General features: G+C 47.0%; 23 protein-coding genes. 5 read left to right on the forward strand and 18 right to left on the reverse strand.

All coding sequences use genetic code 11. The features are described from left to right. Positions 1-51: 51 nt before the first annotated feature. The 10 genes from argH to sppA form a co-directional block, all read right to left on the reverse strand. Positions 52-1,428 carry an argininosuccinate lyase gene (argH, locus tag OWN49_RS12350; protein WP_003152429.1) on the reverse strand — a complete coding sequence of 459 codons (1,377 nt, stop codon included), beginning with the start codon at positions 1,426-1,428 and terminating at the stop codon, positions 52-54. Beyond that, entirely contained in the window at positions 1,425-2,636 is a 1,212-nt protein-coding gene (locus OWN49_RS12355; protein ID WP_003152428.1) for an argininosuccinate synthase, read from the reverse strand. Before OWN49_RS12355 ends, argH begins: the two co-directional genes overlap by 4 nt. Before the next feature lie 151 nt (positions 2,637-2,787). Continuing rightward, the gene (locus tag OWN49_RS12360) at positions 2,788-3,300 is read right to left on the reverse strand and encodes a MogA/MoaB family molybdenum cofactor biosynthesis protein (protein WP_003152427.1); all 513 of its coding nucleotides are present in this window, start codon (positions 3,298-3,300) and stop codon (positions 2,788-2,790) included. Between the two features lie 99 nt (positions 3,301-3,399). Beyond that, a complete protein-coding gene (locus OWN49_RS12365; RefSeq protein WP_003152426.1) occupies positions 3,400-4,587 on the reverse strand; it encodes an acetate kinase in 1,188 nt (395 codons plus the stop codon). A gap of 311 nt (positions 4,588-4,898) precedes the next feature. Then, the gene (locus OWN49_RS12370; RefSeq protein ID WP_176283466.1) at positions 4,899-5,885 is read right to left on the reverse strand and encodes a class I SAM-dependent methyltransferase; all 987 of its coding nucleotides are present in this window, start codon (positions 5,883-5,885) and stop codon (positions 4,899-4,901) included. Between the two features lie 61 nt (positions 5,886-5,946). Further along, the gene (tpx, locus tag OWN49_RS12375) at positions 5,947-6,450 is read right to left on the reverse strand and encodes a thiol peroxidase (protein ID WP_007408050.1); all 504 of its coding nucleotides are present in this window, start codon (positions 6,448-6,450) and stop codon (positions 5,947-5,949) included. Between the two features lie 115 nt (positions 6,451-6,565). Next, on the reverse strand, positions 6,566-7,006 hold the full coding sequence (ytfJ, locus tag OWN49_RS12380; protein ID WP_003152423.1) for a GerW family sporulation protein: 441 nt from the start codon (positions 7,004-7,006) through the stop codon (positions 6,566-6,568). Between the two features lie 12 nt (positions 7,007-7,018). Then, positions 7,019-7,708 (reverse strand): DUF2953 domain-containing protein, encoded by a 690-nt coding sequence (locus OWN49_RS12385; RefSeq protein ID WP_069473535.1) that lies wholly within the window; start codon positions 7,706-7,708, stop codon positions 7,019-7,021. Between the two features lie 77 nt (positions 7,709-7,785). Continuing rightward, positions 7,786-8,277, reverse strand: coding sequence for an RDD family protein (locus OWN49_RS12390; protein ID WP_017418361.1), 492 nt, complete (start codon positions 8,275-8,277; stop codon positions 7,786-7,788). Positions 8,278-8,290: 13 nt separating this feature from the next. Next, positions 8,291-9,298 carry a signal peptide peptidase SppA gene (gene sppA / locus OWN49_RS12395; RefSeq protein ID WP_003152419.1) on the reverse strand — a complete coding sequence of 336 codons (1,008 nt, stop codon included), beginning with the start codon at positions 9,296-9,298 and terminating at the stop codon, positions 8,291-8,293. A 181-nt stretch (positions 9,299-9,479) separates the two neighbouring features. Here sppA and OWN49_RS12400 point away from each other — a divergent pair, with 181 nt between their 5' ends. Then, positions 9,480-10,286: an NAD kinase gene (locus OWN49_RS12400; RefSeq protein ID WP_176283467.1), complete on the forward strand. Its 807-nt coding sequence runs from the start codon at positions 9,480-9,482 to the stop codon at positions 10,284-10,286. 16 nt (positions 10,287-10,302) lie between these two features. Here the strand turns inward: OWN49_RS12400 and OWN49_RS12405 are convergent, their stop codons facing one another. The 5 genes from OWN49_RS12405 to OWN49_RS12425 all read right to left on the reverse strand — a co-directional run bounded on the left by OWN49_RS12405 (position 10,303) and on the right by OWN49_RS12425 (position 16,310). Then, entirely contained in the window at positions 10,303-11,898 is a 1,596-nt protein-coding gene (locus tag OWN49_RS12405; RefSeq protein WP_176283468.1) for an amidohydrolase, read from the reverse strand. A 23-nt stretch (positions 11,899-11,921) separates the two neighbouring features. Beyond that, positions 11,922-13,508 (reverse strand): acyl-CoA synthetase MbcS, encoded by a 1,587-nt coding sequence (mbcS, locus tag OWN49_RS12410; RefSeq protein WP_020956201.1) that lies wholly within the window; start codon positions 13,506-13,508, stop codon positions 11,922-11,924. Positions 13,509-13,656: 148 nt separating this feature from the next. Continuing rightward, a complete protein-coding gene (locus OWN49_RS12415; RefSeq protein WP_003152415.1) occupies positions 13,657-13,875 on the reverse strand; it encodes an alpha/beta-type small acid-soluble spore protein in 219 nt (72 codons plus the stop codon). A gap of 80 nt (positions 13,876-13,955) precedes the next feature. Next, the gene (gene thiI, locus OWN49_RS12420) at positions 13,956-15,161 is read right to left on the reverse strand and encodes a tRNA uracil 4-sulfurtransferase ThiI (RefSeq protein ID WP_032858466.1); all 1,206 of its coding nucleotides are present in this window, start codon (positions 15,159-15,161) and stop codon (positions 13,956-13,958) included. A 3-nt stretch (positions 15,162-15,164) separates the two neighbouring features. Further along, positions 15,165-16,310: a cysteine desulfurase family protein gene (locus OWN49_RS12425; RefSeq protein WP_109567121.1), complete on the reverse strand. Its 1,146-nt coding sequence runs from the start codon at positions 16,308-16,310 to the stop codon at positions 15,165-15,167. 193 nt (positions 16,311-16,503) lie between these two features. Between OWN49_RS12425 and brnQ the strand changes: the two genes are divergently transcribed. Then, positions 16,504-17,844 carry a branched-chain amino acid transport system II carrier protein gene (brnQ, locus tag OWN49_RS12430; protein WP_003152412.1) on the forward strand — a complete coding sequence of 447 codons (1,341 nt, stop codon included), beginning with the start codon at positions 16,504-16,506 and terminating at the stop codon, positions 17,842-17,844. Between the two features lie 113 nt (positions 17,845-17,957). Here the strand turns inward: brnQ and ezrA are convergent, their stop codons facing one another. Further along, the gene (ezrA, locus tag OWN49_RS12435; protein ID WP_176283469.1) at positions 17,958-19,649 is read right to left on the reverse strand and encodes a septation ring formation regulator EzrA; all 1,692 of its coding nucleotides are present in this window, start codon (positions 19,647-19,649) and stop codon (positions 17,958-17,960) included. Between the two features lie 195 nt (positions 19,650-19,844). Here ezrA and hisJ point away from each other — a divergent pair, with 195 nt between their 5' ends. After that, on the forward strand, positions 19,845-20,657 hold the full coding sequence (gene hisJ, locus OWN49_RS12440) for a histidinol-phosphatase HisJ (RefSeq protein ID WP_176283470.1): 813 nt from the start codon (positions 19,845-19,847) through the stop codon (positions 20,655-20,657). Here the strand turns inward: hisJ and refZ are convergent. Next, positions 20,647-21,270 (reverse strand): forespore capture DNA-binding protein RefZ, encoded by a 624-nt coding sequence (gene refZ, locus OWN49_RS12445; RefSeq protein WP_071391496.1) that lies wholly within the window; start codon positions 21,268-21,270, stop codon positions 20,647-20,649. The genes hisJ and refZ overlap by 11 nt on opposite strands. Before the next feature lie 125 nt (positions 21,271-21,395). Here refZ and OWN49_RS12450 point away from each other — a divergent pair, with 125 nt between their 5' ends. Next, positions 21,396-21,878 carry a GAF domain-containing protein gene (locus tag OWN49_RS12450; RefSeq protein ID WP_007408037.1) on the forward strand — a complete coding sequence of 161 codons (483 nt, stop codon included), beginning with the start codon at positions 21,396-21,398 and terminating at the stop codon, positions 21,876-21,878. A gap of 34 nt (positions 21,879-21,912) precedes the next feature. Here OWN49_RS12450 and OWN49_RS12455 read toward each other — a convergent pair whose 3' ends face one another. Further along, complete coding sequence (locus OWN49_RS12455) at positions 21,913-23,661, reverse strand: sensor domain-containing diguanylate cyclase (RefSeq protein WP_003152407.1); 1,749 nt, start codon at positions 23,659-23,661, stop codon at positions 21,913-21,915. 290 nt (positions 23,662-23,951) lie between these two features. Here OWN49_RS12455 and rpsD point away from each other — a divergent pair, with 290 nt between their 5' ends. Next, positions 23,952-24,554 (forward strand): 30S ribosomal protein S4, encoded by a 603-nt coding sequence (gene rpsD / locus OWN49_RS12460; RefSeq protein WP_003152406.1) that lies wholly within the window; start codon positions 23,952-23,954, stop codon positions 24,552-24,554. Positions 24,555-24,739: the final 185 nt, after the last annotated feature.

Raw genomic sequence — 24,739 nt, forward strand, 5'->3', positions numbered from 1 at the left:
AGATGTAGGGTGTCTGATATGACGGGAAAATATGAAGGAAATTTCAGCAAATTAAATGCCGGCGCAGGCTTTTGCTTTTACGAGCGCCTGTTCTACCTGCTGAAAACCCGTTCCGCCGGCGCTCATTCTTTTTTCAACCGCATGATGCGGATCGAGCACGGTATAGATATCTTCTTCAAAGAGACTGCTGGCTTGAAGGAATTCTTCAAATGCCATGTCACTTAAATAGATTCCTTTTTCAATACAGCTGTACACAAGCTTGCCGACCACTTCATGCGCTTCTCTGAACGGCATGCCTTTTTTAGCTAAATAATCGGCAAGTTCCGTCGCGTTTGAAAAATCTTGTTTTGTCGCTTGTTTCATGATGTCTTTGTTTACCTTCATCGTTTCAATCATGCCCGTGAAAATCTGAAGGCTTCCTTCTACGGTTTTCACCGTGTCAAACATGCCCTCTTTATCTTCCTGCAGGTCTTTGTTGTAAGCGAGCGGGAGCCCTTTCATAATCGTGAAAAGCCCCATCATATCACCGTATACGCGTCCGGTTTTACCGCGGATCAGCTCCGCCATGTCGGGGTTTTTCTTCTGCGGCATCATGCTGCTTCCCGTCGCGTACGTATCATCCAGTTCAATGAATCTGAATTCCTGCGAGCACCATAGAATGATTTCTTCTGATAAACGTGAAAGGTGCATCATCAGCATGCTGCTGCCGCTTAAAAACTCGAGAATAAAATCTCTGTCACTGACTCCGTCAAGACTGTTCTCATAAATGGAGTCAAAACCAAGCAGCTCCGCCGAATAGTTACGGTCTATCGGAAACGTAGTTCCGGCAAGCGCCCCGCATCCGAGCGGCGATATGTTAATCCGCTTCATAGCATCCCGAAAACGCTCTTTATCCCGTTCAAGCATCCAAAAATAAGCAAGCAGATGGTGGGCGAAAGAAATCGGCTGGGCCCGCTGCAAATGGGTGTACCCCGGCAGAATGGTCTCGACATTGGCCTCCGCTTTTTCGATCAGCGCTTTTTGGAATTGTTCAATCAGCACGATGATATGCGAGACATGATCTTTCAAATACAAATGCATGTCGGTCGCCACCTGGTCATTCCGGCTTCTGCCGGTATGGAGCTTGCCGCCTAGCGGTCCGATTTCTTCGATCAGCATTTTTTCAATATTCAAATGGATATCTTCATAATCAACAGAGAATTCAAGCGTTCCTTCCTCTGCTTTTTGCAGGAGGGTCTGCAGCCCCTGTCGGATGGCTCCTTCTTCTTCTTCCGTCAGAATGCCGCATTTTTTCAGCATTGCCGCATGAGCGAGAGACCCTGTAATATCCTCTTTGACTAAGTTTTGGTCGAATGTGATGGATGCGCCGAACTCATCGACCCACTTTTCCGGTGTTTTTTGAAAACGGCCTCCCCAAAGCTTCTTCATGCTTCAATCTGCTCCTTCTTTTTCACAATGCTGTTTACTTTTGTCGGCAGTCCCCAAAGCTCGATAAAACCGATTGCCGCGTGATGGTCAAACGCATCGTCTTTTGTATATGTCGCAAGTTTTTCATCGTAGAGTGAATATTCCGACTTGCGTCCTTCTACAATGGCATGGCCTTTAAACAGCTTGACTCGCACAACGCCGGTGACGTGCTTTTGGGTTTCTTTCAGGAATGCAAGCAGCGCGTCTTTTAACGGCGAGAACCATAAACCGTTATAGATGATTTCAGACAGTTTTTGTTCAATTGCCGGTTTGAAATGGGCCACTTCTTTCACTAAAGTCAGATCCTCAAGCTCTTTGTGAGCCGTAATCAAAGTCATGGCGCCCGGGCACTCATAAACTTCACGGGACTTAATGCCGACCAGGCGGTTTTCCACATGGTCAATCCGGCCGATGCCGTGTTTTCCGGCAGTCTCGTTCAGCTTGAGAATTAAATCAGCGAGCGGGTAGGTTACGCCGTCGATTGAAACCGGAACACCGGCTTCAAATGCGATTTCGATGATTTCCGGAACGTCCGGCGTGTTTTCAAGAGATGCTGTCAGGTCATATGCCCCTTCAGGCGGCGCCGCCCACGGATCTTCTAATATACCGCATTCATTGGCGCGTCCCCATAGGTTCTGGTCGATGGAATACGGGCTGTCAAGATTGATCGGAATCGGTATGCCGCGGCTTGCAGCGTATTCAATTTCTTCTTCACGCGACCATTGCCACTCACGGACCGGAGCAATAACCTCCAGATCAGGGTTTAATGATTTAATGGATACTTCGAAACGAACCTGATCGTTGCCTTTTCCCGTGCAGCCGTGCGCTACGGCCACCGCGTTTTCCTTTTCCGCCACTTCAACGAGTTTTTTCGCGATTAACGGACGGGATAGTGCAGATACGAGCGGATACTTGCCTTCATACATTGTATGGGCCTGCATAGAAATGAGCGCGTACTCCCGGGCAAATTCTTCTTTCGCATCAATCACATACGAATTTACGGCGCCAACTTCCAGCGCTTTTTGCTGAACGAATGCCAAATCCTTTCCTTCCCCAACATCTAAGCAGCATGCAACAACATCGTATCCCTGTTCTTGCAGCCATTTTATCGCTACAGAAGTATCAAGACCTCCTGAGTATGCCAATACAACCTTTTTTTGTTCTGCCATGTTAAAAGCTCCCTTTGTATAAAAATTAGTTTTAATTAATAAAAATGCATTTTGTATGTATACACTGTAACAAGTAAATTCTGTTTTTTCAAGCCTTTTATAAAAAAAACCCCACCCAATTTTTTGAGCGGAGCAAAGCCTTTTTATACATTTATAAATCTTTTCGGATTTCCCGGAGCACATGAGGCAGTTCAGGAATAATCAGTTTACTCATTGCAAGCTTTACGGCGCCTGAGGAGCCGGGCGTGCAGAAGACTGCGGTATTTCGGATCACACCCGCTGCCGCTCTGGACAAAATGGCGGCGGAACCGATGTCCTCCGTATAGCTCAGCATGCGGAACAGCTCGCCGAATCCCGGGAGTTCTTTTGAAAACAGCGGCGTGACCGCTTCAATTGTGACATCCCTTTCGGCAATGCCCGTCCCTCCGTTTAACAGCACCGCATCTGTATATTCATCCATACAGCCGGATAAAACGGCTTTCTGCAATTCATCTTTTTCATCTTTTACAATGTCATAAGCGACCGTTTCAAATCCCGCTTCTCTGATGAAATCCATCATGACGCGCCCGCTTTTGTCGGTTTCTTTCGTTCTCGTGTCGCTGACTGTAATCACCTTGCAGCGCACGGCTGACGGGGCTTCTTGTTTATGTTCATGCACACTCATTGCTTCACCTCATCGTTTATGTATTAAACATATCGTAACGTTTGACTCTGGGGCATTCAATAAAAAAGCACACCCTAAAGGATGTGCTTTTTTCGATCATTACTGTGCAAGGCGGACAACGTCGCGTGCGATCATGACCTCTTCGTCAGTCGGAATGATGATGACTTTGACAGGAGAGTGAGGGTAGCTGATAAACGCTTCCTCGCCGCGCACGTTGTTCAGCGCAGGATCCCAATATACACCCATGAATTCTAAGCCGCGAAGCACGCGTTCTCTGACTTCAACGCTGTTTTCACCGATACCCGCAGTGAAAATAATCGCGTCAACGCCGCTCATTCTCGCAGCGTAAGAACCGATGTATTTATGGATTCTGCTTGCAAACACTTCAAGAGCCGTTTCCGCTCTTTCGTTTCCTTCTTTTGAAGCTTCTACGATATCGCGAAGGTCGCTTGAGAAACCGGATATGCCAAGCAGTCCGCTCTTTTTATTTAACGTATTTAATACTTCATCTGCCGTCTGATCCGTTTTTTCCATAATGTACGGGATCAATGCAGGGTCGATGTTTCCTGAACGTGTTCCCATCGCAACACCCGCAAGCGGTGTGAAGCCCATTGACGTATCAATGGATTTTCCGCCTTCTACGGCCGCAATACTTGCGCCGTTACCGAGGTGGCAGGAAATCAGACGCAAATCTTCAAGCGGGCGGCCGAGAAGCTCAGCTGCGCGCTGTGTCACGTATTTATGAGAAGTGCCGTGGAAACCGTATTTACGGATGCCGTATTTCTCGTAGTATTCGTACGGAAGGCTGTACAGGTAAGATTGCTCAGGCATCGTTTGGTGGAACGCCGTATCAAACACTGCAACCGCAGGCACATCCGGAAGCACTTCTTTAAAGGCTTTAATGCCGACGATGTTAGCCGGATTATGAAGCGGCGCAAGTTCTGAAATCTCTTCAATCTCACGGATTGTTTCATCCGTAAGCAAAACAGAATCGCTGAATTTTTCTCCGCCGTGAACCACACGGTGGCCGATTCCGTCAATTTCATTTAAATCCTTTATAATACCGAATTCAGTCAGCTTGTGAAGCAGCATCTTCACCGCAACCGCATGATCCGGAATATCTGTCACTTCTGTATTTTTTTCGCCGTTAACAGAGATAGTGAAAACGCTGTCGGCGATACCGATCCGTTCTACTAAACCTTTTGTTAGCACCTTTTCTGAAGGCATTTCGAATAACTGAAATTTTAAAGATGAGCTTCCTGCGTTAATTGCAATAATTTTAGACATAAATGACGCTCCTATCAAAATTCTTCTTCGTTTGTTCGTTCTTTTTTCCCAGACCATAACTGCGGTCCAAAAAATATCTGACTTTTCCATTTAAACATTGTCAACCCAGCATTTCAAGTCAACATCCACATTGGTACCGCTTACAACACGAAGTCGATATTTTCTGATAAATCTCATTTGTGCCAAATGGACGGCACGGCCTTACGGAATGTTATTTTCTTTCCTTAATTTGTGTTTTCGCCCTGATTTCCATTCATTTTAAAAAGCGAAAAGCAGCGCGGGATTTTGCGTCTCACACTGCTTTTTCGCCATTATTTTTCTTTTTGAATCCACTGATCCAATTTTGCCATCATCTCCCGCATCGCCTGCTGGTTCGCAAAAGAAGGAAGATTCGCCAAAAGCGCTTGTTTCGGCGGCTTTGTGTCTTCGCCTTTTTTCTGCAAGATTAAAATGCTCTTTGCCTGCGCTTCGTCTTTAAACATCGTAGCCGGCAGCTGGAGAAGGGCGTTGATATACACTTTTTCCGCAAAAAACCGCTTCAGTTTATCGCTTTGCGCGCTGTCAAACAGATGGTTCGGAATCATAAAAAATAAGTATCCGCCCGGTTTTGTATGTTTGACGCTCTGCTCAATAAATAAGTGGTGAGCAAATGAGTGGCCTTCATCCGCTTTCAGCTCAAACGCTTCAGCGCCTTCGTCATTCGGATAGTAGCCGACCGGCAAATCGCAGATAACCGCATCGGCCGGTTCGATAAATAACGGCTGAAGACTGTCCTGGCAGAACAGCTCCATTTCTTTTTCCTGCAGATTCGCCTGAGCATAAGCGATCTTCAGAAGGACATCGTCGATTTCAATGCCGAAGCTTTTTGCCGCTTTGTCAGAAAGCTGGTTTGCCGCGGTCAGCAGAAGATTTCCGGTGCCGCAGGCAGGGTCCAGCAATGTCAGGCCTTTTCGGCCGCCCGTAAATTTATTCACGAGGTAACTGATGAAAAGGCCGATCGTATCAGGCGTCATCTGTCTGTTCGGATGGGACTTATCTTTCAGTCCTTTTAAAATGGCGAGCTGGAACGCCTTGCGGATCCATTCATGCTCCCATTTTCTGAAGTCTGCTTTCGCAAGCAGGCTTTTAAGCTCGCCGGCTTGCTTTTCCTGAAGCGGAAGCTGGTCGGCCGTTTCAAGAAAATACATCTCTCCCGCCTCCGCAAGCCCCTCAATATAAGAAATCTCAAGGCCTTCTGCTATCACTTGGGCGGCTTTATCTAAAAGTTCATAAATCTGACCGACATGGTCGTGTTGCATGCTGTTTCCTCCTTGCCATGAAAAGAGCTCCGCGGCAGCACCCGGAGCTCTTTTTCTTTCTTTACTTGATTAACGCTTTTGCAGCTTCGATAGGCTTTTCATAATTCGGGTGGTTTGTCGCTTCGCTTACGTATTCCGCGTAAACGACTTTTCCGTCCTGATCAAGGACGAATACGGAACGTGCCAAAAGACGAAGTTCTTTGATGTAAACACCGAATGCTTCACCAAATGACATCTCTTTATGATCCGATAATGTTTCCACTTTATCAATTCCGTTCGCTCCGCACCAGCGCGCTTGTGCAAACGGAAGGTCGGCGCTGATTGTATAAACGTTCACATCACCGAGTTTTGCGGCTTCTTCGTTGAAGCGGCGTGTCTGCGCGTCACATACGCCTGTGTCAATGGAAGGAATAACGGATATGATCGTTACTTTCCCTTTCATATCTGCTAATGTCTTCTCTTCTAATCCGTTTGTCAAAACCGTGAAGTCAGGAGCTTGGTCACCCGGTTTCACTTCTTGTCCGATCAGCGTCACGGCTCCGCCTTTAAATGTAATTTCAGCCATTCTGATTCCTCCCTTTATCTATGTATAGCTCTATCATAGTCGAGTTTTATGCAAACTGCAAAGGTTATGCCGCATCGTAAAAAAAGCTAACTGCGGGCGGCAGTTAACTTTTCTGTTATAAATCGATATCCGTTCTTTTTTGGTTCCGGCCTTTTTCATTCTTTTTAAACATATGCTGGATGCGTTCAATCGTTTGAGGCGCGGAGTCTAACAGTTTATCAATCAGATGGGTGTTTTCGTCTAAATGAAGCATACGCACGCCGTTTGTTCCGACAATCAGAAACGCAATCGGCGTAATGGATACTCCGCCGCCGCTTCCGCCGCCGAACGGGAGCTTCTGCTCTTTTCTTTCATCATCATCGGTTCTTTTTTCAGCCGGCTTTCCTCCAAACTCGCTTCCGCCCGCCGCAAATCCGAATCCAACCTTTGAAACCGTTAAGATTACGCTGCCGTCAGGCGTTTCAACAGGATCGCCGATGATTGTATTCACGTCAATCATTTCTTTTAAATTTTCCATAGCGGTTTTCATTAAACCTTGAATGGGGTGGTCTGCCATATGCGCTCCTCCTTAAACTGATGAATCATTCTTTGAAGCAACCGGAACCGGCTGTTTCTTTCGTATGATAGAAAGTCCGTTCCGCCCGTATTTGAGCAATTTGAAAGCTGCACCTATAAGATGTCCAAAACGAAAAAAGAATATACACTGCAAATGCGTCTTGGATGCAGGCACTTGAAAAGAAGGAATGACTTCGTACACCGGTTTATGTATGAAACGCAGATGATCATACAGCATCGCCGTAAGGCCTCCCTTTACGGCCCACAATCCGCCGGCGGCGATTCCCGTAACGGCGGCGTCTTTTATTCCGATAACCGTCACCCATTCGAACTTCGTAACACGGACTCCCGCAAGAAATGAGGCGGCGATTTGGCGCATCTGAAAGACTTGGTGCAGAATCATTTCTATTCTGTGAATGCTCTGTTTGACATCTTCATATGTGATTTTTTTCTTCTCTTTTTTCTGACCTTTCATTTCTGATTTCGTGTCCTGTTTGACATCAATAGACGCGTCTTCGCTGTTTACTTTAATGACGGGCAGCGTTTTTTTAAAACGGACCAGCCCGTATAAGGCCGAGAGTTTAAACGTCAGTTTGTCGTTATCTTTATCGTGAAGATATTCGAAAGTCAGATGGATTTTCATCCTCATGAGCAGCCAGACCAAAATGAGAATGAGAATAACAGCTGCTGCGGCATATCCCATAAGCTTCACTTCCTTAGCAGCATTATCGCCAAAACCCAAAAAAATAAACCCGGACGTTTATTCCGGGTTTACTGCTTTTATTTGCGGTACAGCGCTTCGTGAATCACCGTTGTGTCGGCGATCAAATCGTGAATGCCCTGCTTTTTGGGCGTAAACGCAATGACGATATAGAGAATCCAGATTTTATCGATATAACGCCCCACCGCTTCTCTGAAAATGACGGTGCTCCAAGTCAGCGGCTTTCCGGGCGTCAAAGAAGTGACCTTTAACCCGAAGACCATTTTGCCGAGTGTCTGATGAAACCATTTCGTCATGAACACAAAATAGGCGAGGTAGACGATCAGGGTTGTGACGGAATAAGCTGAGATTGTAAACATTCCGCTTGTTGCCGGGAGCTTCATCAGCGTGAAAATCGGTGAAACGATGAGATGGTTAAGTCCCCAGACCACCAGCCAATCAAGAAGAAACGCCCAAAACCTGATCCAAAAGCCTGCATATGCCTGCTCGGGCGCCTTCTGTTGTTCGGCTTCCTCTTCTTTGCCGTGAAAGCCTTCGTAAGTCGCGTCCATTCTTTCTTCCCCCCTACTTTGCATAGAGATACATCATCCGCGGCGAACCGGATTGCGAAATGAGTTCTTTCATATTCAGAAAATCAATTTCGCTTTTAAACATTTTCGCTGCGCTCATGGAAAAGAGCGAGCCTAATCCGAATCCTTCCTCGTATGTGATGACTGAAGCGTTTTTCATATTTTTATGGTCCTTTTTCATCGCGCTGATCGTATCATCGTAAAAACCGAGCTCATCAACGAGGCCGATTTTTTTCGCTTGTCTGCCGTCGTAAACACGGCCGTCGGCAATTTTTTTCACATCCGCTTTTGACATGTGCCGGCCTTTTGAAATGACATTGACAAATCCTTCATAAGAATCGTTGACCATTGTCTGCATGATCTTTCTTTCTTCCTTCGTCATGTCGCGGGTCGGGGACATGATGTCTTTATGCGCGCCGCTTTTAATGGTTTCAAACTTGATGCCGAGTTCATCGGCGAGCTTGGAATAATTGACGCTTTCCATGATGACGCCCAGTGAACCCGTGAGCGTTTCCGGTGAAGCATAGATTTTATCGGCGGCCGTTGAAATATAGTAGCCTCCCGATGCCGCCATGGAGCCCATGGATACATAAATCGGTTTCTTCGTTTCTTTCTTTAGTTCTTCCAGTTTTTTATGTATTTCCGCGCTTTCGTAAACGCCTCCGCCGGGGGAATTGATTTTCAGTACAATTCCTTTGACGCTTTTATCTTCTTTCGCACGCTCAACCTGTTTTAAAAATGATCTGTGATCATACCCGCCTGAGCTGAGCAGGCCAGCGGACCCGCCGTTATCCTCAATCGTGCCGTCCACTTCAAGCACGGCGATTTTACTGCCGGGGCTGCCCTTATCCAGCGTCACTTCCTCTGTGTCATCTGTCAGTGATGCAAAGTCAGACCCGGTATCTCCGATATTCTTCAGCACCCCGACGGTCACACTTGCAATGACTGATACGCCGAAAATGCCGAGCGCGATGACGAGCGCAATCCATCTTTTTGCATTCATTTGTTCTCCTCCTTTTCTGTCAATATTCGTACGTTCCCCCGTAAAAAAAGATTCATTTTTTTCATGAAGCGCTTTCTCTTAACGGATAAACAGGAAACATGTTACACTATTGCCACAGGTATTTTAACACAATACCTGCTGGGAGAAAAACGTAAATATGACAGCAAAGGGGAATGGGGATATGACCGATCTTCGCCGCAATGTTTATTTTTTTCACAAACAAAACAACGAAACAAAAGAACAAGTCAGCTCTTTGAAGCAGCTTGCTGAATCGCACGGTTTTACAGTTGCGGCTCAACCGGAGGATGCCGGTATTATCGCCAGCATCGGCAGCGACGGCTCATTTCTGCAAGCCGTCAGAAAAACCGGATTCCGTGATGACTGCCTGTATGTCGGCATCGCTAAAAAAGGGAAAGCCCATTTGTACTGTGATTTTCACAGCGATGAGCCTGAAAAAATGGCGGCCAGCATGACCGCGGAACAGCTTGAGGTCAGAAAATACCCGCTCATTCACGTAACGGTGGACGGCAGCAATCATTTTCACTGTTTAAACGAGGTTTCCATCCGTTCAAGCATTATTAAAACGTTTGTGATGGATGTGTTAATTGATGATCTTCATTTTGAGACGTTCAGAGGAGACGGGATGATCATTTCCACCCCGACGGGCAGCACCGCCTACAATAAATCTGTCTCAGGCGCCGTTGTTGATCCTTTGATTTCCTGCATGCAGGTATCCGAACTGGCGTCGTTGAACAACAACACATACCGTACACTCGGATCTCCATTTATTTTAAGCTCAGACCGGAAGCTGACACTGCAGGTGGTGCAGGACGGAAATGAGCATCCGATTATCGGGCTTGATAATGAAGCGCTCAGCACGCGGAATGTCAAAAAGGTTGAGATTACACTATCCGATAAAAAAATCAAAACGGTGAAACTGAAAGACAACTCTTTCTGGGAAAAAGTAAAGCGATCATTTTTATCATAAAAAAAGAGGACGGGCATCACTGCCTGTCCTCTTTTTCATATACGATACGGCCGCCGACGACGGTTTTGACCGCTTCCAATTCATGAAGCTTTTTCGGATCCGTCCTGAACGGATCACCGCTGAGTACGGTAAAGTCGGCATCATAGCCGGGGGCGATCCGTCCGCGGCTATGTTCTTTATGGACGATGGCCGCGCTTCCCTCCGTGTAAAGCTGAATGGCTTCGTACACGGTCAGGCACTCTTTTTCATAATAGGCCGGACCTTCCGGGTGCTGCTTGCTTGTACGGAGCACAGCCGATTGAATGCCCAGAAGCGGATCGGCCGGCTCAATCGGGGCGTCTGAGCCTCCGGCGCACAGCAGCCCTTTTGACAGCAGTGTTTTCCAGGCGAAAGCCGTTTTCATCCGCTCTTCTCCGAGCCGGTCAATCACCCACGGAAAATCACTGGCCACAAAATGCGGCTGAAGATCAAGTCCGATCGGCAGCCGGGCGGCTCTTTCAATCAATCCGTCATCTAATACTTGCGCATGAATGAGCCTGTCTAGCTGTCCGGGCTTTGCCGGATATCTTTCGATAACATCGAGCACCTTTTCAAATGCAAGGTCGCCAATCGCGTGTACGGCGATTTCCATTCCTTTCTCTCTCGCTTTATAAACAAGAGCGGCAAGGGTCTCGTCATCGTGCACCTGAACGCCGGAAACTGACGGATTATCATGATAAGGCTTTTTCAACAGAGCGGTTCTGCCTCCGAGCGCGCCGTCAGCAAAAATTTTCATCGCTCCGTATTCCAGGTAAGGTCCGGTCGATTTATCCAGAGCGCTCCAGCTGTCGACGGCTTCGTGATGAACGAGCAGATGGGCGCGAAAAGGATAAAGGCCGCTGCCGGTTAATGACTCGTACGCGGCAACGGGAACGGACGCGTCTCCGTAGTAAGCCAGATCTTCTGAATGCCCGCCTGTCAGGCCTTTTGACCAGCAGTCCGTAATCGCCGTTTGAAGCGCGCGTTTGACATAGTGAAGTGAGACGGGCGGCAGGGCCTGTGTCACAAGCTCTTGGGCTTTATCCAGCAGAAGACCTGTCGGACCGGTGCCGTCCCGGACGATAATCCCGCCGTTTGGATCAGGTGTTTCGGTTGTAATTCCCGCCTCGCGCAATGCGGCCGAATTAACCGCAACGGCGTGCCGGCATACCCGCTTCAGCAGGACGGGGCGGTCGGGAAAGAGCGGGTCAAGGTCATGCTTCGTGACGTAATCCGGCCGTTCAAACAGATTTTCATCCCAGCCTTCGCCGATCAGCCATTCGCCATCTTCCAATTCACGCTCTGCTTCTTTTGCGGCCCGCAGGATCGCTTCTTTTGACGTCAGCTGCGACAAATCGAGGCGAAGCTGTTTTTCCCCGTGTCCGATTAAATGCATATGACTGTCCGAAAACCCCGGGAACATGACAGCTCCATGTAAATCGATTTCCTCCGTATCAGGCGAACCGTATGTTCCCTGGAGCTCCCGGAAGCCGCCCGTCTGTTTGATGATGCCGTCTTCGGTATAAACGGCTTCAGTGACATGATTCTCGTCAAGCATTGTATAGATGGTGCCGCCGTGCCAAATCGCTTTCATCCCCGCTCACCCTTTATCCTGTATTATGCTTTTTTATCAGCCTTCAGCCGTTCTTCACGCTGTCTCAACTCCACACGTCTGATTTTTGCGGACGCCGTTTTCGGCAGGCTTTCGACAAATTCAATTTCTCTCGGATATTTGTAAGGCGCCGTAATCGTTTTTACGTGGTTTTGCAGTTCTTTGACAAGTTCGTCACTGCGCTTTTCATCGTCTTGTAAAACGACATAAGCTTTTACGATTGAACCTCTGATTTCATCCGGGCTCGCCACGACTGCACATTCTTTCACTTCCGGATGCTTCACGAGCGCGTCCTCTACTTCAAAAGGCCCGATTGTATATCCGGAGCTGACGATAATGTCATCATTGCGGCTCTCAAACCAAAAGTAGCCGTCCTCGTCTTTTTTCGCGCGGTCTCCTGTAAGAAAGTAATCTCCGCGAATCTGCTTTTTCGTTCTTTCGGGATCTTTATAATATTCCTTGAATAAGGCCGGTGTGCTCAAATGCACGGCGATATCGCCAGTTTCGCCTGTTTCGCATATTTCGCCCTTATCGTTTATAATCTCTACTTGATTTCCGGGGGTCGGTTTGCCCATGCTTCCCGGCTTAATATCCATATCCTTCAGGACGCCGACTAACAGGGTGCTCTCCGTTTGGCCGTATCCGTCTCTCACTTTAATGCCGAAATGCTTCCGGAATACGTCAATGACTTCCCGGTTTAATGGCTCACCCGCAGAAACTGCGCTGTGAAGAGCAGAAAGATCATATTTGTCCAGCTCCTCCACTTTTGCCATCAGGCGGTATTCCGTCGGGGTACAGCAGAAGACATTTACTTGATGGCGCTCCAGCAGCTCTAAATACGTCTTGGCGTTGAATCTGCCGTGATAAATGAATCCTGTCGCGCCGCTTCCCAGAACGGCGAGCAGCGGGCTCCACACCCATTTCTGCCAGCCGGGCGCCGCGGTGGCCCACACTGTATCGTCTTCGGAAATATCCAGCCATGCACCGGCTGATGTTTTTAAATGGGCAAAGGCCCAGCCGTGTGTATGTACAACGCCTTTAGGCTGGCCGGTCGTGCCTGAAGTATAGGACAAAAACGCCATGTCCTCTCTTGTTGTATCAGCTGTTTGAAAACTGTCTCCGTCCGCTTCAATCGTTAGGAGGTTTTTCCAGCCGGCATCATTTTCACCGATTGACAATGTCACCAGCTGCTCGGTATTCACCTCGTCAAATGCGTTTATAAATGAAGGATAAACGATAGCGCCTTTCACTTCGGCGTGTTTGATCCGGTATTCAAGGTCTTTGGCGCGCAGCATTTCCGAGCAAGGAATGACGACCATCCCCGCTTTTAAGATCGCTAAATAAACGGCATACGCTTCAAGCACTCTCGGAACCATGACAATCAGCTTATCGCCTTTTTCAAATCCGAGACCTTTCAGGCGGGCTCCGATTTTATTCGTTTCTTCCATCAATTTTTCATACGTCCAGACTTTCTTGCCGCCTGTTTGATCTTCCCAAATAAGCGCGTTCTTCTCTTTGGAACGGCTGAACTTTTCGATTTCATTTACAAGGTTATAGTTCTTTGGGGCGATTAAATCTTCTCGTTTTAACACGAACAACTCCTCACTTTCTTTCCCCATTATACATAAACATAGGCCATTACAATAAAAATATGCATAAATTGCTTCCCGCTTCTATCTATACTCATGAAAAAAGAGCGGGGGAATTCCCCGCTCTCTTAGCCATTATGTGAAGTTGTGATTAAAACTGCTGCTGGCTGCTTCCGCCCATGCTTTGCTGAGCAAAAGAGACAAGACGTTTTGTGATTTCTCCACCGACAGAACCGTTGGCGCGAGAAGTTGTTTCCGGTCCAAGGTTTACACCGAATTCAGAAGCGATTTCGTACTTCATTTGGTCGATAGCTTGAGCAGCGCCTGGCACTAAAAGCTGGTTGCTGTTTCCGCTGTTTGATTGTGACATGTGTATCACCTCCTTGTGAGTATAGAATGTGATAAAACACATGTCTTCATTCAAAAAAACTTTGGTAATTGTATACAGTTTTAAAACAGGCCGGCAAACTTATCGTGAGCTTCCTGCTCTGAGTAAACAGTGATGGTTTCGATGCCGGCAGCGGCCTCTGCAATCAGCGGTTCAAAATCAACGAAGCTTTCGAAGTGCTCGATTTTTTCTTTTTTCGGACGTGTTTTCGGACTTGGCGGCGTAAAGATGGTGCAGCAGTCCTCAAACGGCTGAATGCTTGTTTCATAAGTGCCGATTTCTTTTGATTTCTCGATGATTTCTGTTTTGTCCATTCCGATTAAAGGGCGCAAAACCGGTGTTGCCGTCACGGCATTGATCGCATACATGCTTTCAAGCGTCTGGCTCGCTACCTGCCCGAGGCTTTCCCCCGTAATGATCGCGAGCGCTTTTCGTTCTTCTCTGATTCTGTCCGCGATTTGCAGCATAAGACGCCGCGTCGCCGTCATCGTATAGTTTTCCGGGATTTGTTTTTGAATGAGTTCCTGCGTCTTTGTAAACGGCACGATATGAAGCGTCATACTGCCGCCGAACTTCGCGAGGCATCCCGCGAGATCCATGACTTTCTGCTTTGCCCGTTCGCTCGTATACGGCGGACTGAAGAAATGTACGGCTTCAACTGATAATCCCCGTTTCATCGCGTAAAAACCGGCGACCGGACTGTCAAAACCGCCGGAAAGCATCAGCATCGCTTTACCCGCGGAACCGACAGGAAGGCCTCCGGCGCCTTTTTCGTTACGAATGGTCAGGAATGTCGCTTCCTCCCTGATTTCAATCCGAAGCGGAATATCGGGATTTTTCACATCGACGGTTAATCCATCCGTGTTTTTCAAAATATGGCCGCCGATTTCAGCGTTCATCGCATTCGTATCTAATTCAAACTGCTTGTAAGCCCGTTTGGTCTCGACCTTAAACGTATTCCCCGGTTTATATTCGCCTTCTATCGCGGCTAAAGCCGTTTTTTTAATGTCTTCCAGCTTGCTTTCGCATTTAATTGCGAGACTGAAACTTTGAATGCCGAATATATTCTTTAATAAGGAACAAATTTCCTCCGGGTTTTCTCCATTAAGTGTAATTGACATCCGGTCCCGGTTTGAAAAGTATTTTACTTTTTTATAATCCTTTAATACCAGGCGGATATTCTGTTTTAATCTTTCAATAAAACTGCGTCTGTTTTTTCCTTTTGTGGATATTTCACCAAAACGGATTAAAATATGATCGTAATTCATATGCTACCTCATCATTTTTTTTAGTTTTTGAACAGCCGGCGCCAGCGCGGCCATAAACGGCTCCGTGATGTCAGCCGTATGGCTGAAGTTCAGGCTGACTCTGATGCTGCTTGATGCAATCTGTTCGCCTTTATTCATTTGCAGAAGAACACGGCTCGGTTTGTGCTCTCTTGCCGAACATGCCGCGGTTGTGGAGACATATATTCCTTTTTCCTCAAGCATGTGCAGCAGCACTTCCGCCTTCACACCCGGAACGGAAAAATTAATGATATGCGGCGCGCTATTTTCGGCGGGAGTGTTGATGACGACCCCGTCCGTCCCGCTCAGCCTTTCCATGAGCGCATTCTTGGCAGCCTCCACGGAAGAAAGCCGCTCATTCATGTCACGCGCGGAAAGATTGATCGCTTTCGCAAGGGAAACGGCGCCTGCCGTGTGTTCTGTTCCGGCGCGGACGCCTTTTTGCTGCGAGCCGCCCGTTATAAGCGGAATGAGCCGCGTTCCTTTTTTGACGATAAGCGCTCCGGTCCCTTTTAAGCCATGAAACTTATGCCCTGAAACGGTGCAAAGGTCAATGCCCGCTTCTTCTATAGACAGAGGAACTTTATGAATGCCCTGCACATGATCAACATGAAACAGAATATTCCGGTGCTGCTTCAAAAACCCGCCGATTTCCTTTACGGGCTGAATGGAGCCGACTTCGTTATTGACATGCATGACGCTGACGATTATCGTATCCGGCCTGATAGCCGATTTGACGTCTTTCAAAGAAACGAAGCCGTTTTGATCGGCCGGAAGATATGTGACTTCAAAGCCGAACAGCTCTGTCAGCTGATCAAGCGTCTCCGTCACAGAAGGATGCTCAATCGCCGAAGCAATGATATGTCTTCCTTTACTCATGTTTGCCCAGGCCGCTCCCTTTAACGCAGCGTTATTCGCTTCAGTCGCGCCTGATGTAAATACAATATCATAATTTTTTAAACGTAAGGTTCTTTTTATTTGCTGAGCGGCCGCTTCAAGGAGCTGTTCCGTCTCAGTTCCTAACTGGTGCAGAGACGAAGGATTGCCGAAATAACGGCTGCTCGTCTGTTTATACACTTCCAAAACCTCTTCATACGGCTCGGTCGTTGAACTGTTGTCTAAATATATCATTTTTTTTACTCCTTTTATGAAAACGGTACATCGTATGATATTTATGCTACCATAACAAAAGTAAATAGAAATTTGCAATAAATCGAGTATTGACTTCTCTGTACATTGCCATATAATAAGTAATGTTCGTTTTGTTATATTATCTGACAATTAATTGACAGAATATTTCAACATAGTATTTAGGAGGACTTTTATGAAACACTCACTACCTGTCAAAGATACCGTTATTATCGGTTTCATGCTCTTCGCACTTTTTTTCGGGGCAGGAAATATGATATATCCGCCGGAGCTTGGGCAAGCGGCGGGGCATAATGTCTGGAAAGCGATGGGCGGTTTCTTACTGACCGGCGTAGGACTGCCGCTTTTGGGTATTATCGCCATCGCATTAACAGGCAAAGACGCGAAAGGACTTGCCGATAAAGCTCACCCGGTATTCGGCACTATTTTCACCGTTGTGCTTTATTTATCAATCGGGCCGCTTTTCGCGATTCCGAGAACCGGAACCGTTTCATATGAAATCGGTGCAGTTCCGTTTTTAAGCGGCATCCCGGAAAGATTATCTTTATTTGTTTTCACGTTGATCTTTTTTTCTATTACGTATTATTTAGCTCTTAACCCGTCCAAAATCGTGGACAGAGTCGGAAAGATTTTGACTCCCATTAAATTCGGTATCATTTTAATCATTGTCGTAAAAGCCATAGTCACTCCGATGGGCGGGCTGGGCGCCGTACATCAGGCATATTCCGGAACGCCGGTGTTCAAAGGATTTTTGGAAGGCTATAAAACAATGGATGCGCTCGCCTCAATCGTCTTCGGCGTCGTTGTCGTCAACGCTGTTAAAAGCAGGGGCGTCACCCAGCGTAAAGCGCTCGCGGCCGCTTGTATTAAAGCGGGTCTGATTGCAGCGGCGGGTTTGACATTCATTTATTTATCTTTGGCCTATCTGGGAGCGACAAGCACGGACGCTGTCGGGCCGCTCGGCGAAGGCGCAAAGATTTTATCAGCTTCATCTGATTACCTGTTCGGTTCACTGGGAAACATCGTTCTCGGCGCCGCCATCACCGTTGCGTGTTTAACGACAAGCATCGGGCTTGTCACATCTTGCGGCGAATATTTTTCAAAATTGATTCCCGCTTTATCATACAAAATGGTGGTTACGATTGTCACGCTGTTCAGTCTGGCGATTTCAAATTTCGGACTTGCTGAGATTATTGCATTTTCAGTTCCTATTTTATCAGCCATTTATCCGCTGGCGATTGTCATTATCGTCCTTTCCTTTATTGATAAAATCTTTAAGGAAAGACGCGAAGTCTATATCGCCTGCCTGATCGGAACGGGACTGTTCAGTATCCTGGACGGTTTGAAGGCAGCAGGCATTCCGCTCGGATCATTAGATTCATTCTTAAACGCAAATCTTCCGCTTTACAGCATGGGAATCGGCTGGGTGCTTCCGGGCATTGCCGGAGCGATCATCGGCTGCATCATCACGTTTTTTATCAGCCCGCCCATCGAATTAAATAAAGCAAAATCGTAACATTCAGCGCCTGCGGTTTGATGTATATCAGCCATAGGCGCTTTTTATATTCCGTGAGAAACAAAAAAACTGCACCTCTGATTTCCATCAGGGTGCAGTTTTTGCTTGTGCGTCTATGAAGCAGATTGATCAGCTTTAATTTTTTTCACGGCGCCGGGAGCTGCTTTTTCAACAGCAGCTGCTGCCATCTCATAAGCTTCATTATAGCTGTAAGCGTAAAACAGCCGTTCCGCTTCTTTCAGCTGTTCGGATAAAATATGATTCTGGCTTCGGAAGCGGTTGCCGTACTGGATGATCCGCTCAATCAGCTTCACCTGAATCACAAGTTCTTCCGCCTCTTCGCTGACTTCCGCAACCACCTTTTCAGCTTCGGTCAGATGTTTGGCGGCTTCCTCCATGTTTAACGGCAGCTCTTCCAATTGGCTGACGGTCTCTTCTATATGATGATTTGCCGTCTCGAGCTTGTCCTTGACTTCTTCAGGAATTCCCGGCACGTTGCTTTTTTGCAGCATTCGGGCCGTGTCAGAAATGGTTTTCCGAAGATGCATCAGCGTTTCCCGCGCCTGCAGTTCTTCTTTTCTGAGCGCCTGCAGATTTTCACGGTATTCGGCATGTTCTTTCTGAGCCTCTTCCATCTGCTTTTCGATGGCCTCGACTTCTTCAATCAGCAGAGAGTAAGCGACATGCTCGCCGTCAAGCTTTTCTCTCGCCTGCTCAAGGAGCCGGCCGATCGTTTCCAGCTGTTTTTCGAAAGCATGCTGTCTACCGATTTCTCCCGCCGTCAGCTGATAGCTTTCCTTGACGAGCTCCGTTTCGGTTTTTGTGCGGTCTTTTTCTTCCTCAAGCTTCTCATACGCGATGATCAGCTCAGGCATTTTGCTTAATACGGACTGTCCGGCTTCCACTTCGCCTTCCAGCTGTTCATACATCGATTGAATGGTTTCATCAATCAGCTGAAGAATGGCGGACGCTTCGTCGACATCTAATTCTTCCAAAAGCGCGCTTTCGGCCCGTTTCAATTGATTTGTGAGTGTCTCCAGCTCTTTTTCGATTTGAATATGCTCCAATTTGTAGCCTTTTTCCGTCATTTCCCGGTAGCCGTCTTTCAGCTTGGCAATTTGGTTCGGCACGGTCTGTTTACAGTCCGCGAGCAGTTTCGGAACGTCATCTATGTATGTTTGAAGCTGATCCAGTCTGCGGTCCTGTTCAAGCAGCACTTTTCTCGCTTTGATGTAATTGCCGCTTTCCGTCTCTTCTTCGAACTTTTTTATGCCGCTCCAGATTTCGTCGAGATCCGTCTCCAGGCTGTTATATAGCTCTCCGTAGAGATGGCTGTACGCCAGAAGGTTTTTTCGCGCTTTTGAATACCGCTCACGCACCTGTTCAATCTCTCCGCGGCTTTTTTCCTCGCTCGTCACAAGGTCGCTGATCTCACGCAGTATGCCTTCTATATTTGATTCGGCTGCAGTGAGGAGGTCGTCGATGTGGACAAGCACCTGATTCGCTTTTTTGAACCGGTATTTGTCGGCGTTCTCTTCGGCATCATAAAGGAGCTCTTCTACTTTCGGCAGATGGGCTGTGACAATTTCATCCCACTCTTCGCGCCATCTTTCAAAGAACTCTTCCGTCTCTCCGGTCATTTTCAGATGTTTGATCTTGGACATTTCTTCCACTATCGAACGGTTTAAAATTTCAATCTTCCATGACTCCAGCCGGTCAATTTCCGTATAAATTTTTTTCCTGAAAAAGTAGCCCGCCGCAAAGAGCGCGAGCAGTATAACCAATAATCCGATGACTAACTCCATAATGAGCCCCCTTGTTGTTCTCTTAATCTGTCAGGGTGTTTTATGTATTCAGAAAGATTTCAATATATGTATTGAGAAAATCTGTCGTTTTCATTGTTATTATGATACCATGTAACCAACATTTTTTGACCAGAAATCAAAAACTTTTTGCATAATTTCGGCAGGATTCTGCAATTTTTTAATGGAGTGACACAAATGGAAAAACGAGACGCTCATATCCACACGCCTTTTTGCCCTCACGGCTCGAAGGATGCGCTGAAAGAATATGTCGAAAAGGCCCTGGAAAGAGGCTTTGACTCGATCACATTTACAGAGCACGCCCCCCTTCCTCCGTCATTTCAAGACCCCGTACCGTTTCAGGACAGCGCGATGGATCTCAGACAGATGGAGGTTTATTTGGAGCGGCTGTCACAGCTGAAAAAGGAATACGATGGACAAATCAGCATTCTGACCGGGCTAGAAACCGATTTTATCACAGGGTATGAAGAGGAAACCGCGGCGTTTCTGAACACGTACGGCCCCTCACTGGATGACGGCATTTTATCCGTTCATTTTTTGAAGACCGGTCCGTCTTATATCTGCCTCGATTTTGACGAGCATGCGTTTCGGCAGCTTGCCGACCACTTCGGAAGCGTTGAAGCCGTATATGAACAATACTATGAAACTGTGTATTCTTCCATTGTAACACCTCTCGGCCCCTTTAAGCCAAAACGGGTCGGCCATATCACGCTCGTCAAAAAATTCGCACGCCTTTTCCCTTACAGCATGTCACCTCAAATAAGAGAGCTTGCGGCCCGCTGTCTTGACGCCGTGAAAGAACACGGAATGGAGCTGGATGTGAATACATCCGGGCTCAGAAAGAAGTTTGCCGGGGAAGTATACATGGAGGATTGGATGGCTGAGACGGCGAAGCAAAAAAAAATCCCGCTCATATTCGGGTCGGACGCCCATCAAGCGGAAGATGTCGGCAGTTCCTATGAAACGTACAAAAGCATCATTACTTCATAAGCGCCGCATCAGGCCGTCGGAACACGCTTTCGATCCATATCTTCACCTCTTCAAAATACCTTTTATAAAAGTACGGTTCATGAGGCTGCATATAGAGCACCTCCGTAATGTATTGAGGCTGAAGATACGGCATCATCAAGAGGGATTTCAATTGCAGAATAAAATGCGGCACGGGCAGCGTCAGCCGTCTGTAGCGTGACTGCCCTTCTTCAATTACCAGCTGGAAAATATATTTTTCTTTCATTAAGTAAGTAGACATAATTTCCCTGATAAGCACGGAATCAATCGTCACTTCCCGGTACACAAACCGCGTTAATTGACGGTTATCGTGCTGATAGGATAAAATATCGAAAATCACCCGCAGGATGCGTTCCTGCGCGTCTTCACCGTTCATACTGACGGCGGCTTTTTCCAGCGCTTCAGTATAGCCTTCGTAAAACTCGGAAACTAAATGTTCCATTAATCCGCCTTTCCCTTTAAAATAGTAGGAGATGTGCGCAACATTTACATCAGCTGACTTTGCGATTTCACGGACGGACGTGCCGGAATAACCTTTTTGGTTAAACAGCTGGACAGCGGCGTTAATAATTTTGTCTTTGGTGCTTACTTTCATACGGCTCACCCCTTTATGTGTAACAATTCAAGCAGAAAGGCGCCGTTCCTGTAAGAACTTCTCGACAAATGCCGGCAGAACGGCCGGAACTTTGTTTGATATTATAGAAAAAGTGAGGGTTTTCCATGTTTCATGTCGAAAAACAATCCGGAGATAAAGAAAAAAGTTATCAGCTTCTGCTTAAACAGCTCGAAGCCATGACAGAAGATGAAACGGATGCGATCGCAAATTACGCGAATGCATCAGCGCTTTTATACCATTCATTACATGAAGTCAACTGGGCGGGGTTTTACTTCGCTAAAGAGGGCGAGCTTGTGCTCGGACCGTTTCAAGGACTTCCTGCCTGTGTGCGCATTCCGTTCGGCAGAGGCGTATGCGGCACTGCCTACTCTAACGGCGACGTGCAGCGGATTGCCGATGTGAATGCGTTCCCGGGACATATCGCCTGTGACGCGGCTTCCCAGTCAGAAATCGTTCTCCCGATCCGCGTAAACGGTGAAGTGATCGGTGTGCTGGACATTGACAGCCCCGTGAAAAACCGTTTTGATGAAACGGACGAAACCTATTTAGCAAAGTTTGTTGAAACGCTTGAAAAACGATTAGGATAAAAAAAGGAGCCCGGCCGGCAGGCCGGCTCCTTTTTTATGTCGTCGTGCTGTTTTGATGGATGATCAGCCGGTTTTTGCCGTTCCGTTTGGCGATATAAAGCGCCTCGTCCGCTTGCTGAACGAGCATTTTCAACGGCATCGGGCCTGTCTTTGACCAGCAGGAAACGCCGCAGGAAATCGTCACGCGCGGCTCGGTGTTTTCCCGGATGGCGCGAACAAGCCTTTTAGCGATGCGTTCTCCGGATGACACGTTGATATTCGGCAGATAGACAGCCAGCTCCTCGCCCCCCCACCTCGCAGCGACATCATGCTCACGAATATGGTTTTTCATAACGGAGGCCACCTGAATCAGGATCGAATCTCCCGTTTGATGACCGTATGTATCATTAATGGTTTTGAAATTATCGATATCAACGAGGATGAATACACCCCGTTTATGAATTTTCATGCTGTATTGAATTTTCTCATCCAAATAGGTTCTTGAATACAGCTCCGTCAGCTGGTCTGTCTGAACAAGATGCTCAAGCCTGTCGCGCAGCATGGAGTTCGTGACCGCTAATGTCGCATGGTGAATGAGCGCTTGAAAAAGCTTATACATTTCAAACGTAAAAGCATATAAATCCTTTTTCAATAAAATCGCGAACCCGAAGACGGTGTCATTTTCGATCATCGGCACCGCCATCAGCGAGCCGAAGCCGTTTTCGCCGAATACAGTCTTTCCGCTGCCGATAAACACGCCCTTTTCTCCCTCGAACAGCTTTTCTTTCACAATGCTGATATAGGGGTTCGCACGTTCTGTCTTAAAAAAAGCGGTATGTCCCGGAAGCAGATTTTGCGTCTCAAAATGATCAATATGAAAAAAAGCCACTTCTTCCGCATGAAATGATTGGGTCATAATGGCGGCGAGTTCCCGCATCGTGTCAGTGAGTCTGAGGCGCTGATTCAGCTGGCGCGATGTTTCATTAATGAGCTCCAGATTCGCAATGCTTTTTTTCGATTGCTCATAGAGCTGCGCATTTTCAAATGCTTTTCCCGCTGCGCCCGCAAGCAGCAGCATTTCACTGAGAGTACTGCACGAAAGAACGGCATCCTGCAGCCCCTCCGTCTTCAGAACCCCGTAAGTCCCCTGCTGGCCTTTGATCGGCAGGTAAGCAGATGACCTGCCTTTTCTGAGCAGTCTCCCCGATAAATAAACCTTCAGGGCAGACGGGTCGGCATCTTTTCCGTCCATATGTAATTCTTTTGCGGGAAGCTGTCTGTCCGTATCCTGATCCTGCGTGATAAACAGTGAAAAGCGGAAAGACCGGAAAGCCGTACTCAAACTTGCCTGCAGTTTTTCCAAAACCTCATTTTGATCCAAAAGCGAATGGAACATTTCTGTCATTCTGTGAATTTTCCGCTGATGCTTCGTTTTGTCAAACAGTCCGCTTTGTCTCACAGATTGATTGATAAACTGAGTAACGATCTCAGGCAATGATTCCGGGATCGGCAGCCCGCCTTCCGAGCGCAGATAAAAGGATCTGCCGGACGTCTGATTCCTGATCATAAAACGGCCGTCACTCTCTTTCAGCGGAGCATAATGCGGTTCATCTTCTGTTTTTATGGTGAAACGTGTTGATTCTGCCGGTGAAAGGGTCAATGAAAGAGATGTAAAGCAGGATTCTAGAGCTGAGGCCAGCCATAACAGCGAGTCGGATAATGAGACGGATTCAGATTTCGTTAAGAAAAAAGAAAGCATTTTCTGATGAAAGGCCGTCACTTCATCAATTGTTTGTTTTTTCATTTTTATCACCTAAACATGTACTACTCATTTTTGTACATTATATCATAAACCGGCACTCTTCATGGAGAAATGGTTGACGGCGGCGGGGAAAAATCATATAATGTTCTTTGTGTGAAATATTGCAGCCTTTTTGTTCAGCTTCTGTGTTTGCATTTTGTTCCTTAGCTGTAAGGTGTATCGTGTAACTCTCTGCTGCTGGAGCGAGGATACATGAAAACAAAATGTGCACGGTCGGATCGAACAGACGGTTTTTATTTTCCACAAAATAAAACCAAAGGAGGAGTCACATTATGGCTCGCTATACAGGTCCATCTTGGAAACTGTCCCGCCGTTTAGGAATCTCTCTTAGCGGTACAGGTAAAGAATTAGAAAAACGCCCTTACGCACCAGGTCCCCACGGTCCGGGACAGCGTAAAAAACTATCAGAATACGGTTTGCAATTGCAAGAAAAGCAAAAACTTCGTCACATGTACGGTGTAAACGAACGTCAATTCCGCACATTGTTTGACAAAGCTGCAAAAATGACTGGTAAACACGGCGAAAACTTCATGATTCTTTTAGATGCACGTCTTGATAACGTTGTGTACAAGCTCGGTCTTGCACGCACTCGCCGTCAAGCTCGCCAATTAGTTAACCACGGTCACATCCTTGTTGACGGAAGCCGCGTTGACATTCCGTCTTACCAAGTAAAACCTGGTCAAACAATCGGTGTTCGCGAAAAATCAAGAAACCTTTCTATCATCAAAGAATCTGTAGAAGTAAACAACTTCGTTCCTGAGTACCTTACTTTCGACGCTGAAAAGCTTGAAGGTACATTCACTCGTCTTCCAGAGCGCTCTGAGCTTGCTCCGGAAATTAACGAAGCGCTTATCGTTGAGTTCTACTCCCGTTAAGTAAAACGCTCTTTAAAGAGCATTGGATTAAACCCCGGACATGTTGTCAATGACAATGTTTCCGGGGTTTTTCTTTTGGGCTGCTCCCTCTCTTTATTAAAAAAAGCCCCTGTCCGGGGCTTTTTTTATGTGCCAACTGGCTTTTCAGCTACATGTACATTAGAAAACCCCATAATGCCTGCAAC

This window comes from Bacillus sp. NEAU-242-2 (genome assembly GCF_027853835.1).
In the GTDB taxonomy this organism is placed as follows: Bacteria; Bacillota; Bacilli; order Bacillales; family Bacillaceae; genus Bacillus; species Bacillus velezensis.

Bases quoted from the DNA above. Each gene is read 5' to 3' on its own strand.
- OWN49_RS12425 (WP_109567121.1), bottom strand. From the start codon at position 16,310: ATGATATATTTAGACAACAGTTCAACGACCGAGCCGTATGAAGAGGTT.
- refZ (WP_071391496.1), bottom strand. From the start codon at position 21,270: ATGAAAGTAAGCACCAAAGACAAAATTATTAACGCCGCTGTCCAGCTG.
- OWN49_RS12415 (WP_003152415.1), bottom strand. From the start codon at position 13,875: ATGTCACAATCAAACAGCGGAAACAGCAACCAGCTTTTAGTGCCAGGC.
- OWN49_RS12455 (WP_003152407.1), bottom strand. From the start codon at position 23,661: ATGAAAAAACAAACAATTGATGAAGTGACGGCCTTTCATCAGAAAATG.
- thiI (WP_032858466.1), bottom strand. From the start codon at position 15,161: ATGAATTACGATCATATTTTAATCCGTTTTGGTGAAATATCCACAAAA.
- tpx (WP_007408050.1), bottom strand. From the start codon at position 6,450: ATGGCTGAAATTACATTTAAAGGCGGAGCCGTGACGCTGATCGGACAA.
- sppA (WP_003152419.1), bottom strand. From the start codon at position 9,298: ATGAATGCAAAAAGATGGATTGCGCTCGTCATCGCGCTCGGCATTTTC.
- OWN49_RS12400 (WP_176283467.1), top strand. From the start codon at position 9,480: ATGACCGATCTTCGCCGCAATGTTTATTTTTTTCACAAACAAAACAAC.
- OWN49_RS12360 (WP_003152427.1), bottom strand. From the start codon at position 3,300: ATGAGTGTGCATGAACATAAACAAGAAGCCCCGTCAGCCGTGCGCTGC.
- ezrA (WP_176283469.1), bottom strand. From the start codon at position 19,649: ATGGAGTTAGTCATCGGATTATTGGTTATACTGCTCGCGCTCTTTGCG.
- brnQ (WP_003152412.1), top strand. From the start codon at position 16,504: ATGAAACACTCACTACCTGTCAAAGATACCGTTATTATCGGTTTCATG.
- ytfJ (WP_003152423.1), bottom strand. From the start codon at position 7,006: ATGGCAGACCACCCCATTCAAGGTTTAATGAAAACCGCTATGGAAAAT.
- OWN49_RS12450 (WP_007408037.1), top strand. From the start codon at position 21,396: ATGTTTCATGTCGAAAAACAATCCGGAGATAAAGAAAAAAGTTATCAG.
- OWN49_RS12405 (WP_176283468.1), bottom strand. From the start codon at position 11,898: ATGAAAGCGATTTGGCACGGCGGCACCATCTATACAATGCTTGACGAG.
- hisJ (WP_176283470.1), top strand. From the start codon at position 19,845: ATGGAAAAACGAGACGCTCATATCCACACGCCTTTTTGCCCTCACGGC.
- OWN49_RS12355 (WP_003152428.1), bottom strand. From the start codon at position 2,636: ATGGCAGAACAAAAAAAGGTTGTATTGGCATACTCAGGAGGTCTTGAT.
- OWN49_RS12390 (WP_017418361.1), bottom strand. From the start codon at position 8,277: ATGGACGCGACTTACGAAGGCTTTCACGGCAAAGAAGAGGAAGCCGAA.
- argH (WP_003152429.1), bottom strand. From the start codon at position 1,428: ATGAAGAAGCTTTGGGGAGGCCGTTTTCAAAAAACACCGGAAAAGTGG.
- rpsD (WP_003152406.1), top strand. From the start codon at position 23,952: ATGGCTCGCTATACAGGTCCATCTTGGAAACTGTCCCGCCGTTTAGGA.
- OWN49_RS12365 (WP_003152426.1), bottom strand. From the start codon at position 4,587: ATGTCTAAAATTATTGCAATTAACGCAGGAAGCTCATCTTTAAAATTT.
- OWN49_RS12385 (WP_069473535.1), bottom strand. From the start codon at position 7,708: ATGGGATATGCCGCAGCAGCTGTTATTCTCATTCTCATTTTGGTCTGG.
- OWN49_RS12370 (WP_176283466.1), bottom strand. From the start codon at position 5,885: ATGCAACACGACCATGTCGGTCAGATTTATGAACTTTTAGATAAAGCC.